The sequence below is a fragment of the Micromonospora sp. NPDC049274 genome (assembly GCF_040678875.1).
GTDB lineage: Bacteria > Actinomycetota > Actinomycetes > Mycobacteriales > Micromonosporaceae > Micromonospora.
The window spans coordinates 1-17,814 of sequence record NZ_JBFAQS010000025.1; the positions used below are offsets into that span (position 1 = coordinate 1).

A 17,814-nucleotide genomic window follows, 5' to 3' on the forward strand; every position below is an offset into this window, starting at 1 on the left:
CGCGGGGGGGGGGGGGGGGGGGGGGGGGGGGGGGGGGGGGGGGGGGGGGGGGGGGGGGGGGGGGGGGGGGCGGCGCCGCCGGGGGGGGGGGTGGGCTAGGAGTGGCGGCCGACGAAGATGCCGATGCCGTTGGCGACCGCGCGCTCCGTACCGTCGGAGGGGCTGTTGCGGGCGGTGGCCGCGGCCTGGCCCGGCTCACGGACGGCGACCGTCGTCGAGCCTCCGCCGTCGAGGTTGACGGCGGCGTGCGCGCCGAGCGTCCGCATCAGATCGGCGAGTTCGGCGATGGTGAGGCCGGCGCTGGCGGGAGCACGGCCGGCCAGCGCGACGAGGTACACGGTCCGGCCGTCCGGGCTGACGCCAGCCGCGCTGCGCACGGCGGCGGTCCTGGTGTCGAGGCCGGCCAGTGGCGCGCCGTCGCGCAGGATCGGCGCGCCACCGACCGCGAACGTCAGCTTGGGCGCACCGGCGGAGGTGAGCTTCTCGTGCACCTGCACCCGGTCGCCGACGGCCAGGTCGTCGAGCGCGTCCGCGCCGCCTTCGCGGCCGACGAGCACCTCGGTGTCGGCGGGGATCGCGCCCGCGCCGGGCGTCTGGCCCACCGAGGTCACCACACCGTGGCGAACGGTCACCTCGTAGGTTTGGGTGCTGCACGGGTCGTTGCGGTTGGTGTCGCTGCCGCAGGTCGAACGTACCCGGGAGGCCGCGCCCCACGCGGAGGTGAACAGGCCGACGCCGTCGAGGGGAAGCGCGTACTGGTTGAGGCCGCTGAGGGTGACCGTGCCCTTGCGGCTGCGGACCTCGCCGGCCAGGCTCAGGGTGTCGACGCGGGCCCTGCCGTTCGCGCCCACGCCGAACACGTCCCGGGTCGAGGTGCCGGGGGCGAGCCCGGGGCCGAAGCGCTGCGCGGTGGGCACGGCGAACTTGAGCTGCTCGCCGTCGGCGATCTCCGGGCCGGAGGACGAGCCGGTCGGTGCGACCCCGGCGTGCGTCTCGCTGATGTTGAAGAAGTCGCCGTTGACGCCGGCGATGGCGCCCTGCGCGTTCGTCATCGTCGAGACGACCTGGCGCTGCGCGACGGAGTCCGGGTGCAGGAGGTCCAGCGAGACCTTGTTCCTGCGCAGGTCGGCGGTGAGCAGGTAGCCGACGGTGACGCCGCGTGGGGTGTCCACCTCAAACGAGTCGTACGTGACGCCGGGGGCGAGCTGCTCGGTCGAGGTGACGGTGATCGCGGAGTCCGCCGTCGACGCTGACGTCGTCGCGGAGGCGGCCTGGGCGGCGCCGGCCGGGGTCGCGAGCGTGCTCAGCCCCGCGGCGAGCAGCAGCGCCAGACTGGGGCGTACGAGGTGTGCTGCCCTCATCGCCGATCCTTTCGTCGTGTGCGGTTTCCGGGCCAGCCGATCACCCGGGGGTGAACGCCCAAGACGTTCGACGTGAACCGCCCGCACCTTCTTGATCAACTGTCGGTTCGGGCGTACGCCGAGGACGGGGGTGGCCCGCGACAGTTGTCGCAGGCCACCCCCGGGTGGACGGTGTCCGGGTCAGCGGACCACGCCGATGCCTGTGAACGACCTGTCGTACTCGGGGAACGACTGGTTGGTGTACGGCGCGTGGATCCAGGTACGCAGCGAGTTGGCGGCCGTGTCGACCTCGACGAGGCGTACCGGGTTCGTGGTGTTCGAGTGGAACGTCTGGAGGAACGAGTAGATCTTGTTCCCGTTGACGCCTGTGTCGACCCGGTTGGCGGCGACGCCGACGTGGCCGGAGAAGACGAACCGGATGTTGGCGTACTGCTTGACCAGGTTGTCGAAGAGGTACTGCGGGCTGGTCTCCCCGTACGAGGCGCTCTGCTCGATGGCGCCGTTGCCGTCGATGTAGTCGTGGGTGACGACGATGACGGTGTGCCGGGGATGGGCGGCGACGACACTGCGGGCCCAGGCGACGGCCTCGGCCCGGGGCCAGAGTTCGAGGGTCAGCACCAGCCACTGCGTGCCGCCGGCCGCGAAGGTCGAGTACGAGTTGTCGACCTTGCCGCTCTCGAACTGCCCCTGCACCGCGCCGTACTGGCCGACGGTGAAGAACTGGTTGAACACGGTCGTGTCCCGGACGAGTTCCCGGGTGTGTGCGGGGTCGCGGGCCGAGCCGCCGACACCTGTCGCCTGGGTGTCGTGGTTGCCGATCGCCAGGGCGTACGGGATGCCGGCGGTTTCAAGCGGTCGCATCGCGTCGCGGGCGATGACGTACTGCGAGTGGTCGGGAGTGTCCCAGTTGACGACGTCACCGGAGGAGGCCACGAAGCGCAGGTCCAACGCGGACCTGTTGCGCACCAGCCAGTCGGTGCGGTTGCGGAACCGCGTGTCGCTGCTGTTGAGCACCTCCTGCTGGGTGTCCGGCAGGACCGCGAAGCTGAACGTCGTGTCGGTGGCGTCCGGGGTCTCCATCCGCGCGTACCCGATGTGGACGTTGCGGTCGCAGGACCCGTCCCGGAAGTCGTTGACGAACTGGATCCGTACGGTGTGCTGACCGGCGCCGACCGCCGCGCCGACGGGGTAGGTGCCGTAGGCGGTCGCGCTGACGATTGTGGTCTGGCCGACGCTGACGCCGTCGACTGTCACCCGTACGGTCGGCCACCCCTGGCAGTTGTCACCGATGGCGCCGATCAGCACCCACCCGGAGCCGGTGACGCTGGCCTGCGCGTAGCTGGAGTTGCCCCAGAGCGAGGCGTGCGTGCCGGAGGGGGGTGTCGGTGTGCCGGTCGCCGTGCGGATCGCGCCGTCGACGACTGTGAACGGGGAGGGCTCGGCGGCGCTGGCCGTACCGGCGGCGAGCGCTCCCCCCGCCGCGACCACCGTCGCCACGACCATCCCGACGAACACGGATCTGGATCCTCTGAAAGCCACGCTCATCCTCTCGACGTCGCAGGCCCGTTGAGCTGGGCATGCGACAGCGTAGGGACGATCGGTACGAGACATGTGAATACCTGACGGACAGCTCGCATACCGGAGCTGACCTCTTCATACCGGGTGGCGGGGCCACTCTCCACCCGGCACTGGCAAAAGGGACGGACAGTCACGTCTGGGCATCCGTGGCGAGGATCGGGCGCAGATCCGACACCGAGGGCTCGACAGCCAAAAAGTTTTGTGGGGTTCCTACAACAGAGCGACTGTCGGTTCGGCGGTTGCGCCATGGCGCTGTCCGCCGAGAGCCGGAAAAGTGACCACTGCCGGGAGCCGTCGACTTCCGGCGTGCACATCATGGTCTACCAAAGGGGTCAGTCGGGTGTTCAACCGTGTCGCCATCGTCAACCGTGGTGAAGCCGCCATGCGGCTCATCCACGCGGTCCGGGAGCTGGCCGCGGAGACGGGCAGCCGGATCGAGACGGTCGCCCTCCACACCGACGTCGACCGCACGGCCACCTTCGTGCGCGAGGCGGACATCGCGTACGACCTCGGTCCGGCGTCCGCCCGCCCGTACCTGAACCTGGCGACGCTGGAGCGCGCCCTGATCGAGACCGGCGCCGACGCCGCGTGGGTCGGCTGGGGCTTCGTCGCCGAGGATCCGGCGTTCGCGGAGCTGTGCGAGAAGATCGGCGTCACGTTCGTCGGGCCGAGCCCAGAGGCCATGCGCCAGCTCGGCGACAAGATCGGCGCGAAGCTGATCGCCGAGGAGGTCGGCGTGCCTGTCGCGCCGTGGAGCCGCGGCGCCGTCGAGACGCTGGACGCCGCCCGCACGGCGGCGGCCGAGATCGGCTACCCGCTCATGCTGAAGGCGACGGCCGGCGGCGGCGGACGCGGTATCCGCGTGATCACGAACGAGACCGAGCTCGCCGACGCGTACGAGCGCACCAGCCAGGAGGCGGCGCGGGCGTTCGGCAGCGGGATCGTGTTCCTGGAGCGCCTGGTCACCGGCGCCCGGCACGTCGAGGTCCAGGTGATCGCCGACGGCCAGGGCACCGCGTGGGCGCTCGGCGTACGCGACTGCTCGGTGCAGCGGCGCAACCAGAAGATCATCGAGGAGTCGGCCTCACCGGTGCTCGACGCGTCCCAGGCGGCCGAGCTGAAGACCTCGGCGGAGCGGCTCGCCGTGGCTGTCGGCTACCGGGGAGCGGCGACAGTCGAGTTCCTCTACCACCCCGGCGATCGGCTGTTCGCGTTCCTGGAGGTCAACACCCGCCTGCAGGTCGAGCACCCGATCACCGAGCTGACCACCGGATTCGACCTGGTCAAGGCGCAGCTGCACGTCGCCTCCGGCGGTCGGCTGGTCGGCACGCCGCCGGCCGAGCGTGGGCACGCCATCGAGGCCCGGCTCAACGCCGAGGACCCGGACCGCGACTTCGCGCCGTCGCCGGGCCGCATCGCACGGCTGGACCTGCCCGCCGGCCCGGGCATCCGGGTGGACACCGGTGTCAGCGAGGGCGACACGATCCCTGCCGACTTCGACTCGATGATCGCGAAGATCATCGCGTACGGGCGCGACCGCGACGAGGCGCTCGGCAGGCTGCGGCGGGCGATGGCCAACACCACGGTGATCATCGAGGGCGGCGCGACGAACAAGAGCTTCGTGCTCGACCTGCTCGACCAGCCCGAGATCATCGACGCCAGCGCCGACACCGGCTGGATCGACCGGGTCCGGGGCGAGGGCCGACTCGTGACGCACCGGCACTCCGCGGTCGCCCTGGCCGCCGCCGCCATCGAGTCGTACGAGGAGGAGGAGCGCGCCGAGCGGCAGCGGCTGCTGTCGACCGCCGCCGGTGGGCGCCCGCAGGTGCAGCACGCCAGCGGTCGGCCGCTGGACCTCAAGCTGCGCGGCGCCACCTACCGGATGCGGGTGGCGCGGATCGGGGCGCACCGGTTCCGGGTCGGCATCGAGGCGGGTGGCACGGTGCACACGGCCGACGTCGAGCTGGACCGCTTCGACAGGCACACCGGCCAGATCGTCGTCAACGGCATCCGGTACCGCCTGCTCACCGGCACGCACGGGCCGACCCACCTCGTCGAGGTCGACGGTGTGACGCACCGGGTCAGCCGCGACGAGGGCGGCGTCCTGCGCTCCCCCATGCCCGCGCTTGTCGTCGCCACGCCGCTGGAGGTGGGCGCCGAGGTCGAGGCGGGCGCGCCGGTGCTGGTGCTGGAAGCCATGAAGATGGAGACGGTGCTGCGCGCGCCGTTCCGGGCCCGGCTCAAGGAGTGCGCCGTCGCGGTGGGCAGCCAGGTGGAGGCCGGCGCACCGCTGCTGCGGCTGGAGCCGCTCGCCGACGACGCCACCGAGGCCGCCGCCGCCCCGAGCGCCGCCACCGTCGAGCTGGACCTGCCCGCCGCAGACGACAACGCGGGGGCGTACGAGCGCAGCAGGCGCGGTCAGGAGGACCTGCGCGGCCTGCTGCTCGGTTTCGACGTCGACCCGCACGACGACCGCCGGGTGCTCGACGACTACCTCGTCGTGCGGCGGTTGGCCGCCGAGGACGGTCACCGGCAACTGGCCGCCGAGGTGGACCTCGTCGACGTGTTCGCCGACCTGGCCGAGCTGAGCCGCAACCGGCCGACCGGCGAGGACGGTGGCGCCCACGTCCGCAGCGCCCGGGAGTACTTCCACACCTACCTGCAGAGCCTCGACGTCGAGCGGGCCGGCCTGCCCGACGCCTTCCAGGCCCGGCTCGCCAAGGCGCTCGGCCACTACGGCGTCACCGACCTGGAGCGCTCCCCCGGCCTGGAAGCCGCCGTGTTCCGGATCTTCCTGGCTCAGCAGCGCGCGTCCGCCGACGCCACAGTCGTGGCGGCGCTGCTGCGCGAATGGCTGCGGGAGACTCCGCCGGACGAGTCGCTGCGCGAGCCCGCAGGTCTGGCGCTCGAGCGGTTGATCGCCGCGACGCAGGTGCGCTTCCCCTCCATCGCCGACCTGGCCCGGGGCGTCGTGTTCGCGTGGTTCGCGCAGCCGCTGCTGCGCCGCAACCGCGCCCGCGTCTACGCCCAGATCAGGGCGCACCTGCGACACCTGGACGCGCACCCGGACGCCCCCGACCGCGCCGAGCGCATCGCCGAGATGGTCCGTAGCACCGAGCCGCTGGTGCGTCTGCTCGGCCAGCGCCTCGTCCGTGACCACCTCGACAACACGGTCATGCTGGAGGTGCTCACCCGCCGCTACTACGGCAACAAGGCCCTCACCCGGGTGCGGACCCGCGAGGTCGCCGACTGCGCCTTCGTGGTCGCCGAACGCGCGGACTCCAGTGTGGTCTCGGCGGCGGTGAGCTTCGACGCGCTGGGTGGCGCGCTGCGTGGGCTCGCCGAGCTGGCCGGCGACGAGGACTCCGTCGACGCCGACATCTACCTCGGCTGGGAGAACCAGCCGGAGGACTTCGACGCCATGGCCGCCGCGCTGCTCCAGGTGATCGCCGCACATCCGCTGCCGGCACAGGTCCGTCGGCTCACCGCCACCGTCGCGGGTCGCGGCGGTGCGGTCATGCACCACCACTTCACCTTCCGCCCGTCCGACGGCGCAATGGTGGAGGACCGGCTGATCCGCGGGCTGCACCCGTACATCGCGCAGCGGATGCAGTTGGAGCGGCTGCACAAGTTCGACCTGACCCGGCTGCCGTCGTCCGACGAGGAGGTCTACCTCTTCCAGTGCGTGGCGCGGGAGAACCCGGCCGACGAGCGTCTCGTGGCGTTCGCCCAGGTGCGTGACCTGACCGAACTGCGCGAGCAGGACGGCCGGCTGGTGGCGTTGCCGACCGCCGAGGACGCGGTCGCGGCGTGCCTCGACTCGATCCGCCGGGCGCAGTCGCGGCGTCCGTCGAAGACGCGCTTCACCACCAACCGGATCGTGGTCTACGTCTGGCCGCCGAGCGAGCTGACCCGCGAGGAGATGGAGATGATCGCCGGGCGCGTGCGCCCGACGACGGTGGGCGCCGGCCTGGAGGAGATCCTGTTCATCGCGCGCCAGCGCGACCGTCGCACCGGCGAGCTGACCAAGATCGCGGTACGGATCTCGTTCGACGCCGCGGGCGGCGCCGAACTGGCCGTCGGCACGCCGCCGGTCGAGCCCGTCGAGCCGCTCGACGAGTACCGGCTGAAGGTGCTGCGGGCCAGCAGCCGCAACACGGTGTACCCGTACGAGTTGACCAACCGGCTCGGTGAGTTCGTCGAGCACGACCTGGACGACGCCCACGCGCTGGTGCCGGTGGACCGGCCGAAGGGGCGCAACCGCGCCGCGATCGTCGCCGGTGTCGTCACCACGCCGGCAACCCTGCACCCGGAGGGTGTCACCCGGGTCGTGCTGCTCGGCGACCCGACGAAGTCGTTGGGCGCCCTGTCCGAGCCGGAGTGCCGGCGGGTGATCGCCGCGCTGGACCTGGCGGAGCGGATGGCGGTGCCGCTGGAGTGGTGGGCGCTGTCCGCCGGGGCCCGGATCTCGATGACCTCCGGTACGGAGAACATGGACTGGGTGGCCGCCGCGCTCAAGCGGATCGTCGAGTTCACCCAGGCCGGCGGCGAGATCAACATCGTCGTGGCGGGCATCAACGTGGGCGCGCAGCCGTACTGGAACGCCGAGGCCACGATGCTCATGCACACCAAGGGCGTCCTGGTGATGACTCCGGACTCGGCGATGGTGCTGACCGGCAAGCAGTCGCTGGACTTCTCCGGCGGGGTGTCCGCCGAGGACAACTTCGGCATCGGCGGCTACGACCGGGTGATGGGGCCCAACGGGCAGGCGCAGTACTGGGCGCCGAACCTGACCGCCGCGCGGGACGTGCTGATGGCCCACTACGAGCACACGTACGTCGCACCCGGCGAGGACGCGCCGCGCCGGGCGACCACCACCGACCCGGTGGACCGCGACGTCTCGGAGTTCCCGCACGACGTGGCGGGCAGCCCCTTCCGCACGGTCGGTGAGATCTTCTCCGCCGAGGCCAACCCGGACCGCAAGAAGCCCTTCGACATCCGGACGGTGCTGCGGGCCCTCGCCGACCAGGACCACCCGGTGCTGGAGCGGTGGGCGGGCATGGCCGACGCCGACACCGCCGTCGTGCAGGACGCCCACCTCGGCGGCATCCCGGTGTGCCTGCTCGGCATCGAGTCCCGGTCGGTGCCACGGCGGGGCTTCCCGCCCACCGACGGTCCGGACACGTACACGGCGGGCACGTTGTTCCCCCGCTCGTCGAAGAAGGCCGCGCGGGCCATCAACGCGGCCAGCGGCAACCGGCCCCTGGTCGTGCTGGCGAACCTGTCCGGCTTCGACGGCTCGCCCGAGTCGATGCGCAAGCTGCAACTGGAGTACGGCGCGGAGATCGGCCGGGCGATCGTGAACTTCCGTGGCCCGATCGTCTTCTGTGTGATCTCCCGCTACCACGGCGGCGCGTTCGTGGTGTTCTCGAAGGCGCTGAACCCGAGCATGACCGTCCTCGCGCTGGAGGGATCGTTCGCCTCGGTGCTCGGCGGCGCTCCGGCTGCGGCGGTGGTGTTCTCCGCCGACGTCAACGCCCGTACGGCCGCCGACGAGCGGGTGCGCGCCCTGGAGGCCCGTGTCGCCGCCGCTGCCGGGACCGAGCGCGCCGCGCTGGCCGCCGAGCTCGACGAGCTGCGCTCGTCGGTGCGGGCGGAGAAGCTCGGTGAGGTGGCCACGGAGTTCGACCGGGTGCACAACATCCAACGTGCCGTCGAGGTCGGTTCGGTGGACGCCGTCATCCGCGCCGCCGAGCTGCGTCCACGCGTCATCGAGGCCATCGAGGCGCGTCTGCGGTAAGGCCTCGCCCTGGCAGTGGGGACGGCACCGACTCATCGCGGTCGGTGCCGTCCCCACTGTCGTAAGCTGCCGCACCGAAACTTTCATCCGATGACTAGCCACAGCCGGGCAGCTCACCCGACTCTTTTCCGGAAGTTTTCGGAGTTGACGAGGCCCATCGACGCCATAATGTTTCGAACGAGTTCCGGTCCTCGTCCCGCCCCGCACCCTCCCTTTGAAGATCGACACTTGTCGATCAATTCCGAAAGGTAGGCAGATGAAGCCACGACGGTGGATCAGCGCCGGCGTCGTCGCCGCCGCGACCGCTGCGGCGTTGAACGCGATGCCGGCCACCGCGAGCCGGCCGTACGATCCGACCGCGCAGACCCTCGCCGCTCTCGGCCAGCGCCACGGGCTGAAGATCGGCACTGCGGTGAACGCGACAGCCCTCAACGACGCCAGCGACCCGCAGTACCGCCGGCTGGCCGCCTCCGAGTTCTCCTCGGTCACCGCGGAGAACGCGATGAAGTGGGAGAGCCTGGAGCCCACCCGCGGCACCTACGACTGGACGGCCGCCGACCAGCTCGTCGAGTTCGCCAAGCGCAACCGCCAGGCCGTCCGCGGCCACGTGCTGGTCTGGCACAGCCAACTCCCCGCCTGGCTGACCAGCGGCGTCGCCGACGGCAGCATCAGCAAGCAGGAGCTGCGCGAGCTGCTGCGCAAGCACATCACCACAGTCGTCAAGCGCTACCAGGGCAGGATCTGGCAGTGGGACGTGGTCAACGAGGCGGTCAGCGACCCCTGGGACACCCCGTCGACGCTGCACTACAAGGGGTTCTGGGCGCAGAACCTCGGGCCCGACTACATCGCCGACGCGTTCCGCTGGGCCCGCGCCGCCGATCCCAAGGCGCTGCTGTTCTACAACGACTACAACATCGAGGCGTTCGGCTCCGGCAACCCGGCCGACGACAAGACGCAGTTCGTCTACGACATGGCCAAGCGGCTGCGCGCGCAGGGCGTCCCGATCGACGGCGTCGGCTCGCAGGGCCACCTGGGCACCCAGTACGGCAACTTCGACACCCTCCAGGTGACCGCCGCCCTGAAGCGGTTCGCCGGGCTCGGTCTGGCTACCGCGTTCACCGAGGTCGACGTGCGCAGTGAGATGACCGAGGCGGTCCGAGCCGGCAACTCCGCCGAGATCAACCCCCGGTTGCAGGCGTCGGCCGCCAACTTCAGCGTGCTGATGAAGGCGTGCCTCGCCGTGCGCACCTGCCTGTCGTACACCGTGTGGGGTTTCAGCGACAAGTACTCGTGGGTGCCGGAGTGGTTCAACGACCCGCCCGAGGGCCTGGCCACCATCTACGACGAGAACTACCAGCCCAAGCGGGCGTACCAGGAGTTGAAGTCCGACCTGATCTTCGCTGGTCCGCCGTACGTCCTGCCGCGCGTCGCACCCAGGCCGCACCGCTGAACGGGCACGGGTCGTGCGGGGTCCACCCTCCCTCGCACGGCCCGTGTTCAGCGCGGCGCGTGCGCTCGGTGGCCCGCCACCGGCGGTGGGGAAATGCGCTGTCGGTTGTCGAAGGGAAGGTGGTACAAAGCCGCGGTGGACAAGACTCTGGAGTTCGCCGACCTGTTGCGGTTGATGGACGAACGATCGACCGCTTTCCGGGCGGCGGTCGCCACGGCACCCAGCCTCGACGTGCGGGTGCCGACCTGTCCCGAGTGGACGTTGTTCGACCTGGTGCAGCACCTGGGCGAGGGGCGCCGCAGATGGGCCGCCATCGTGGCCGCGGGGCCCGCCGACGCTCCGCCGGAGATGACCGCCCCGGAGGCACCCCGGGAGCGCGAGGCCCTGCTGGCCTGGTTCGCCGCGGCGACGAGGGAACTGCTGGACGCGCTGCGGGAGGCCGGCCCGGATCGTGGTTGCTGGACGTGGTGGGGTGATTCGCAGTCGCCGCAGACGGCTGGTGCCGTCGCCCGGCACCAGCTCCAGCAGGTCGCCGTGCACACCTACGACGCCCAGGTCGCCGTGGGCGCCCCGCAGCCGCTGCCGGACGAGGTGGCCCTCGACGGTGTCGACGAGTTCGTGACCACCTGCGTCGCGACGACGAGCGCGTGGCCGCACGAGCCCGCGGTCGTCGACTACCACGCCACCGAGGGCCGAACCTGGCGGCTCTGGTTCTCCGCCGACGGCGCCCGGGCCGCCCGCCTCCCTACGCCGGTCGCCGGCGAGCGCCCGGAGACGGCCTATGTCTCCGCCCGGGGCACGGCCAATGAGCTGGTCATGTTCTGCTACGGCCGCATCGCGATGGACTCGCTGGAGCTCGACGGCGACCGGCGCGTCTTCGACCAGCTGATCGCCTGGGAGCCGGAATAGGACGGCGGCGACGGCCCAGCGGCGTCACCCGCGCTGCGGCCGAGCCCTTCGGTCGCCGCGCGGCCGGTCAGTCGTACCGGTGGCTCCGCCGGGCCCTCGCCGTCGGCTTCCTGATCGCCGCCGCCGGGCTGTCCGCCGGATCGTCGGTGGCCGACGCTCCCGCACCCACGACCCTGCGGGTGCTGCAGATGAACCTGTGCAACAGCGGCCGCGCCGACTGCTACACCGGCCGATCGATGACCAGGGCCGCCGAGGTGATCCGCGCCGAGCGGCCCGACCTGGTCACCCTCAACGAGATCTGCCGGGACGACGTACCCGTTCTGCAACGCACGCTCGCCGCCGTCCACGATGGCGCTGGCGTCGTATCCGCCTTCCAGGCCGCCGGCGATCGTCCCAGCGGTGCCGACACGCACTGCCGCGACGGCCAGCCGTACGGCATCGGGTTGCTGACCCGCCTGCACGCGCCCGCCGGCGGCCACACCGTGCACCGTGGCCTGCACCCGACGCAGGATCTCGCCGATCCCGAGGAACGACCCTGGCTGTGCGTCCACGTCGACGGCCTGCTGCTGGCCTGCACCACCCACCTCGCGGCCACCAGCTACCGCGTCGCGCTCACCCAGTGCCGCGACCTGTTCGACGAGATCGTGCCGGCCATCCGCAGGAGCACCGGGTACGCACCCACAGTGCTCAGCGGCGACCTCAACCTGCGCGACGACGACCCGGCCGTGCGGTCCTGCCAACGGCCCGGCTACCGGCGGGTCGGCGACGGGGCGCTGCAACACGTCCTGGCGACCGCCGACATCACGCTCTGCTGCACCAGGTCGGTGGGCATGCGCGGCGCGACCGACCACCCCGCGCTGCTGGCCACCCTCACCATCCACCACAGGCGTCCGACGCGTCGCTGACCCGGGTCCGGGGGCCAATGGGGAGCCGGGCGAGGCTCTTCGCAGCACACGCAACTCCGCGTCGGGGGCGCCGTTCTCGGGCCCCGTTTCGTCGGACGGTCGTGCCATGCTGCCGCTCACCTCAGGCAAGGAGCACAGGGCATGGTCACGGTGATCGTTCGGGATGAGACAGCGACGGGCAGGGCCCTCGAGAGCTGGCCGTTGGCGGGCCTGCCGGAGCGCATCTCGGCGCGGGAGCTGGTGCGGCTGCGGGTGCGCGAGGAGGTGGCACGGTTCAACGCCGACCAGCCACGGCTTTTCCGGGGCCTGGTGCAGCCGACCGACACGGAGGCCACGCTGAACGGCTACCGGGTCGCCCCGGGTCGGCGGCTCGACTGGGAGGCGCAGGCGGATCGGGCCTGCGCGGCGTTCGCCCGCAACGGCTTCCTGCTGCTGGTCGGCGACCGCCAGATCGAGGACCTCGACGAAGAGATCGACCTGCGCACCGACCCGGCCGTGGCGTTCGTCCGGCTCGTCGCGCTGGTGGGTGGCTGACATGGGTGACTGGGAGGCGCTGCTCCCCCGCCTGACCGAGACGGAGCGGCGGCAGGTGGAGGCCGGTCTCGCCGAGGCCGACGAACGGATCCGGGCGGTGCTGCGGACGGCGAGCACGTACCACTGGGAGTCCTCGGTGACCAGCGTGCCGGAGTGGGCCACCGTGCGGTCGTGGCCGGTCGAGGAGCGCCGCCGCGCGGCCCTGGCCATGCACGGGGAGTCGGCGTCCGGGACGAGCGACGTGGTACGCAACCTCGCCACCGCAGATGTCACCTTCACGCGGGCGGACCTGGTGTGGTGCCTGGACGTCGTCGCTTGCAGGGGCGGCGTCGACAACGGCACCGACCTGGAGCTGCCCGCCCTGATCGCGCCCCGCCTGACGGCCGCCGAGCTGGCTGACCTGGTGCCGGCGCTGTCCGCCCTGAGCAGCGAGGTGGCCGACGACTACTTCATCGCGGCAGCGACCCGGCGGCGGACCGTTACGCTGTTCGGCCGGGCCATCGACCGCGCCACCGGCAGCCGCCTGCCGTCCTGGCTGCTGCACGACGGGGACACCTTCGGGCCAGCCGTGCGTGCCGAGGTGGGCGACGTCCTCGTCGCGCCGGGAGTGCCGGAGCTGCTGGAACACTGCGCCACGTTGGACAGACCGACGGCAACCGCGAAGTGGCTGCGCCGCCTCGACGACCTGCTTGCCGCCGCGAACCACGGCCCGCAAATGGTACGCCGGCTCCTCGACGCGTTCGCGGCCCACGGGCGGTCCGTCCACGACGACTCCGACCGCCTTCTGCGTGGGCTGGTCTGGGCGTTGTCGCGGGAGCGCGACGAGGAGGCGACCGACCTGCTGGCGCGGGTCACCGCCACCGCGGCGGCGGCGCCACGGCAGGCGTCCGGCTTTCCCCACGCGCAGCGCACGGCGATCACGGCGGTACGGCTGCTGGCCGACCGCGACGGCGACGCGCCCGTGCGCACGCTGGCGCGGCTGGCCGGGACGGTCCGGAACAGGGCCGTGCGGAGCCGGGTGGAGGCCGCGTTGACCAGCCTCGGCGCGCGCCGCGGGTGGTCGCTCAGCGAGGTCATGGAGCTGGCCGTCGACGACCACGGGCTCGGGCCGGATGGGCGCCTGCGCACACCTGTCGGCTCGTACGAGGCGACTGTCGAGATCGCGGGCGACCGGGCGCGCCTGATCTTCGCCCGCGACGGCGTCCCGCTCAAGGGCGTTCCGGCTCAGGTGAAGCAGGCTCATGGCGACGAGCTCGCCTGGCTACGGGACGCGGTCAAACGGGTCGGCGCGACGCTGGTGAGCGAGCGCCAGCGGGTGGAGGGGCTGCTGTCGGAGGAGCGCACCTGGTCGTACCCGGACTGGTCGTCGAGGTTCCTCGACCACCCGGTCACCGCGACCTTCGGGCGGCGGCTGCTGTGGGAGACCAGCGGCGACGGCCAACGCTGGACGGCCGGCCTACCGCGACGGGACCCGGACGGGTGGACGCTCGTGGACCGGGCCGGCCGGGCCCTTCCGCACGGTCAGGTCAGACTGTGGCATCCCGTCCGCGCGGACACGGCCGAGGTGCTGGCCTGGCGCGAGCACCTCCTCGCCGCCGGCCTGACGCAGCCGTTCAAGCAGGTCTTCCGGGAGATTTACCTGCGCACGCCTGCCGAGGAGAAGACGCACACCTACTCCAACCGGTTCGCCGGGCACATCCTGCGCTACCGGCAGGCCAACGCCCTGCTGCGTGGCCGCGGCTGGCAGGCCGGTTACCTCAGCACCTGGGACGGCGGGTACGAGAGCGAGGCCACCAAGGCTTTCGGCGGCGGCGAGTGGCGGGCGTCCTTCGACCACGCGCTTGTCGACAACCCGGAATCGCGCCGCTACGACGTCGAGCACTGCTCCACCGACCAGGTGCGCTTCGCCCGCCGCGACGGCACGGCCTGGCAGCCCGCGCCGATCGTCGACGTGCCACCGCTGGTGTTCAGCGAGGCCATGCGTGACGTGGACCTGTTCGTCGGCGTCACCTCGATCGCCACCGACCCGGAGTGGGCCGATCGGGGCGAGGACCGGTTCTCCGCCTACTGGCGACGCGCGGTCGTCGCGGAGCTGACCCCGTCGGCGCAGGTACGCCGGGACGCCCTCGCCCGGCTGCTGCCCCGGATGGCCATCGCCGACCGGGTGGACCTGTCGGACCGGCATCTGCGAGTACGCGGAAACCTGCGCGCGTACCGGATCCACCTCGGTTCGGGCAACGTCATGATGGAGCCTGACGACACGTATCTGTGCATCGTCGCGGCACGTGCGCGGACCGGCCGCCTGCACCTGCCGTTCGACGACGACCCCCTGCTCTCCACGATCCTGTCCAAGGCGATCATGCTCGCCGCCGACGACAAGATCACCGACACCACGGTGCTCGCCCAGCTACGGCGCGGTGGAGCAACGGGGCAGAGCTTGATCATGTGATGGAAAGTAGGTGCCAGAGGCGTTCCTGGCCTACTTTTCATCACTTGATCATGGATCGTGGCGACCAGTCGCTGTGCCCCGCGAGGGTCATGACGTCAGTTTCGGGATCATCCGGGCTGCCACTTCTGCGGTCAACGTGATCGCCCAGTCAAGCCTGCGGGCAGTCGTTGCAACCTTGGCACTCCGGGCACCCACCTACTCGCCACGGCCGGTCGAGTGCGCATCGCCAACGAGATAGCCGAGAAGATCAAGTCCGGAGAGCTTGCGCCGGGCGAGAAGCTACCGTCCACGCGAGAGCTGGCCGAGCAGCACGGTGTGCACATCTCCACGATCAACCGGGTCACGACAATCCTCAAGGACCGCGGGTTGGTCGAGGGACAGCCCGGCAAAGGTGTCTACGCGGCCGAGGCTGGACAGTCCGACTAAGAGCTCCTGACAGAATGATGTTGGGCGTAACCGGCTGATCGTGAAGCTCGTTCTGTCTGAACGTGAGGAGGGGTGAGCAGCCGCTGTGGATCGTCTCGAACGAACTCTGGACAGAAATCGAAGCGCTGCTGCCACCCCGTCCCCCTCGCCGGCACCGGTTCCCCGGCCGCAAGCCACTGGATGACCGCAAGGTGTTGTGCGGAATCCTGTTCGTTCTGCACACCGCGATCCCGTGGGAGTTCCTACCCAGGAACTCGGCTTCGGTTCAGGGATGACGTGTTGGCGCAGGTGGCGGGACTGGAACGACGCCGGCGGCTGGCAACAACTGCACGAGGTCCTGCTGGGCAAACTCAGAGCCGCCGACCAGCTCGACATGTCCCGGGCGGTGATCGACGGAACCCATGTTCGGGCACTCAGGGGCGGCCCAAAACCGGTCCGAGCCCGGTCGACCGCGACAACGACCCGAGCGGATCTAAGCCGACCGCGGATACGACTTCGACACGTACCGCCGCGAGCAACGAGCCAAGGGCATCACCACGGTCATCGCCCGACGCGGCACCGACCACGGCTCAGCACGGGAGGTGAGGGAGTGAACCAGCCGGCGTGGACGCGGGGCACGGCCAGCCTACGTACCGCAGGGTGCGGAAGAACGTGCTGAGGGCGGGCAGGGGAATCCGGGCACGTTTGGCATCGGCACACCGGGTAATCGCGCAATTACCCAACACTAACGCCGGCACCGGATTCGGTGCGGTCCGAGAAGCGAGGATGACCATGCCCTACGTCACCACCAGCGACGGCACCGAGATCTTCTACAAGGACTGGGGATCCGGCCAGCCCATCGTGTTCAGCCACGGCTGGCCGCTGACCGCCGACGACTGGGACAACCAGATGTTGTTCTTCCTGCGGCAGGGCTACCGGGTCGTCGCCCACGACCGCCGCGGACACGGCCGGTCGGCGCAGGTGCCGGACGGGCACGACCTCGACCACTACGCCGACGACCTGGCTGCGGTCGTCGCGCAGCTCGACCTGCGCGACGCCATCCACATCGGCCACTCGACCGGTGGCGGCGAGGTGGTGCGCTACCTCGCCCGGCACGGTACGGAACGGGTGACCAAGGCCGCGATCATCTCCGCGATCCCGCCGCTGATGGTAAAGACCGACAGCAACCCCGAAGGGCAGCCCAAGAGCGCCTTCGACGACCTCCAGGCGCAACTGGCCGCGAACCGGTCCGAGTTCTACCGAGCGCTGCCGTCGGGACCGTTCTACGGCTACAACAGGCCCGGCGCGAAGCCGTCCGAGGCGGTCATCCAGAACTGGTGGCGCCAGGGCATGATGGGCTCCGCAAAGGCGCACTACGACGGCATCGTGGCGTTCTCGCAGACCGACCAGACCGAGGACCTCAAGAAGATTACCGTCCCGGTGCTGGTCATACACAGCGAGGACGACCAGATCGTGCCCTACGCCGCCGCCGGCCCGAAGTCGGCCAAGCTGCTGCGCAACGGCACGCTGAAGACGTACCAGGGCTTGCCGCACGGAATGCCCACCACTCACGCCGACACCATCAACGCTGACCTGCTGGAGTTCCTCCGCTCCTGACACGTGACCGACCGCCCGCTCCATTCCGGAACCTGACGCCCTGCCCGCCCGGCAGGGCAGGGCGTCGGAAGTGAAGGCAATGAAGTCGAACTCGTATCGGGCACCGCCCAGATGGGCCGGAGCCAGGGCGGTGGGATCAGAACAGGTCGCCCGTGTGGATCATCGGCCTGGGCTTACGCGCTGACCTGGAGCACCGCGTCGGCGAATTGCTGCGGCGCCTCCTACGGCAAGCTTCTCCTCCCACCCCTGGTACCGCGGCTCGCCCGCTGCGACGCCGGGCCCTCATTGGCAGTTGTGGATCACTACGTCGACGTGATCGCGGCGGCGCACCCCGCCCATGAGCAGGGGTGCTCGATTCCGTTATTCGGCGTATGCGTTGGCGACCTGGAACGAGTCCTCGTAGAGGCGGAACTTGATGATCTTGTCTCCGCTGACCTGGAAATGCATGGCCACGGCCATCTCGTACCGTCGGCCGGTGGTACGCGCGACGCGTCCAAACCGTCCCAGCATCACCGCGTGGTCCCCGTCGTACAGGATCGTCTCGATCTCGTCGACGTTCTCCTCCGGTACGATGTTCGCGCCGAGTGTTCGCAGGTAGTCAGCCACGTCGGCACGGCTGGAACGCCTGCCAGTCCACGGGATCGACGGCGACCCGGGCACGTCCCAGTCGATGTCGTCGCTGAAAAGCATCGCTATGGCGTCCGGGTCGGCGCCGCCGCCGACCATGCCGAAGAATTGCTCGACAACATCACGAGTAATCATATGTGTGCACCTTCCTGTGGTGTCTGCGTGGAAACTGGGTGTCC

Annotated in this window: 12 protein-coding genes; 9 read left to right on the forward strand and 3 right to left on the reverse strand. The window is 70.8% G+C overall.

Annotated features, from left to right (window positions below):
• Positions 1-95 precede the first annotated feature (95 nt).
• Positions 96-1,361, reverse strand: a complete 1,266-nt coding sequence (locus AB0K10_RS30860; protein WP_363689372.1) for a phosphodiester glycosidase family protein — start codon at positions 1,359-1,361, stop codon at positions 96-98.
• Between the two features lie 180 nt (positions 1,362-1,541).
• Positions 1,542-2,876 (reverse strand): carbohydrate-binding domain-containing protein, encoded by a 1,335-nt coding sequence (locus AB0K10_RS30865; RefSeq protein ID WP_363689374.1) that lies wholly within the window; start codon positions 2,874-2,876, stop codon positions 1,542-1,544.
• Positions 2,877-3,279: 403 nt separating this feature from the next.
• On the opposite strand from AB0K10_RS30865, the gene AB0K10_RS30870 reads away from it, so the two are divergent.
• The 9 genes from AB0K10_RS30870 to AB0K10_RS30910 all read left to right on the forward strand — a co-directional run bounded on the left by AB0K10_RS30870 (position 3,280) and on the right by AB0K10_RS30910 (position 17,008).
• The gene (locus tag AB0K10_RS30870; protein WP_363689376.1) at positions 3,280-8,739 is read left to right on the forward strand and encodes a carboxyl transferase domain-containing protein; all 5,460 of its coding nucleotides are present in this window, start codon (positions 3,280-3,282) and stop codon (positions 8,737-8,739) included.
• 256 nt (positions 8,740-8,995) lie between these two features.
• Entirely contained in the window at positions 8,996-10,189 is a 1,194-nt protein-coding gene (locus tag AB0K10_RS30875; protein ID WP_363689378.1) for an endo-1,4-beta-xylanase, read from the forward strand.
• 135 nt (positions 10,190-10,324) lie between these two features.
• Entirely contained in the window at positions 10,325-11,098 is a 774-nt protein-coding gene (locus tag AB0K10_RS30880; RefSeq protein ID WP_363689380.1) for a maleylpyruvate isomerase family mycothiol-dependent enzyme, read from the forward strand.
• Between the two features lie 146 nt (positions 11,099-11,244).
• Positions 11,245-12,003 carry an endonuclease/exonuclease/phosphatase family protein gene (locus AB0K10_RS30885; protein ID WP_363689382.1) on the forward strand — a complete coding sequence of 253 codons (759 nt, stop codon included), beginning with the start codon at positions 11,245-11,247 and terminating at the stop codon, positions 12,001-12,003.
• A 141-nt stretch (positions 12,004-12,144) separates the two neighbouring features.
• Positions 12,145-12,537, forward strand: coding sequence for a hypothetical protein (locus tag AB0K10_RS30890; protein ID WP_363689384.1), 393 nt, complete (start codon positions 12,145-12,147; stop codon positions 12,535-12,537).
• Between the two features lies 1 nt (position 12,538).
• Positions 12,539-14,986, forward strand: coding sequence for a DUF4132 domain-containing protein (locus AB0K10_RS30895; RefSeq protein WP_363689386.1), 2,448 nt, complete (start codon positions 12,539-12,541; stop codon positions 14,984-14,986).
• Between the two features lie 216 nt (positions 14,987-15,202).
• Positions 15,203-15,412 carry a winged helix-turn-helix domain-containing protein gene (locus AB0K10_RS30900; protein ID WP_363689388.1) on the forward strand — a complete coding sequence of 70 codons (210 nt, stop codon included), beginning with the start codon at positions 15,203-15,205 and terminating at the stop codon, positions 15,410-15,412.
• Between the two features lie 62 nt (positions 15,413-15,474).
• Positions 15,475-15,687 (forward strand): transposase, encoded by a 213-nt coding sequence (locus AB0K10_RS30905; RefSeq protein ID WP_363689390.1) that lies wholly within the window; start codon positions 15,475-15,477, stop codon positions 15,685-15,687.
• Between the two features lie 496 nt (positions 15,688-16,183).
• A complete protein-coding gene (locus AB0K10_RS30910; protein WP_363689534.1) occupies positions 16,184-17,008 on the forward strand; it encodes an alpha/beta hydrolase in 825 nt (274 codons plus the stop codon).
• Between the two features lie 360 nt (positions 17,009-17,368).
• On the opposite strand, the gene AB0K10_RS30915 is transcribed toward AB0K10_RS30910, so the two are convergent.
• The gene (locus tag AB0K10_RS30915) at positions 17,369-17,770 is read right to left on the reverse strand and encodes a nuclear transport factor 2 family protein (protein ID WP_363689392.1); all 402 of its coding nucleotides are present in this window, start codon (positions 17,768-17,770) and stop codon (positions 17,369-17,371) included.
• Positions 17,771-17,814 lie beyond the last annotated feature (44 nt).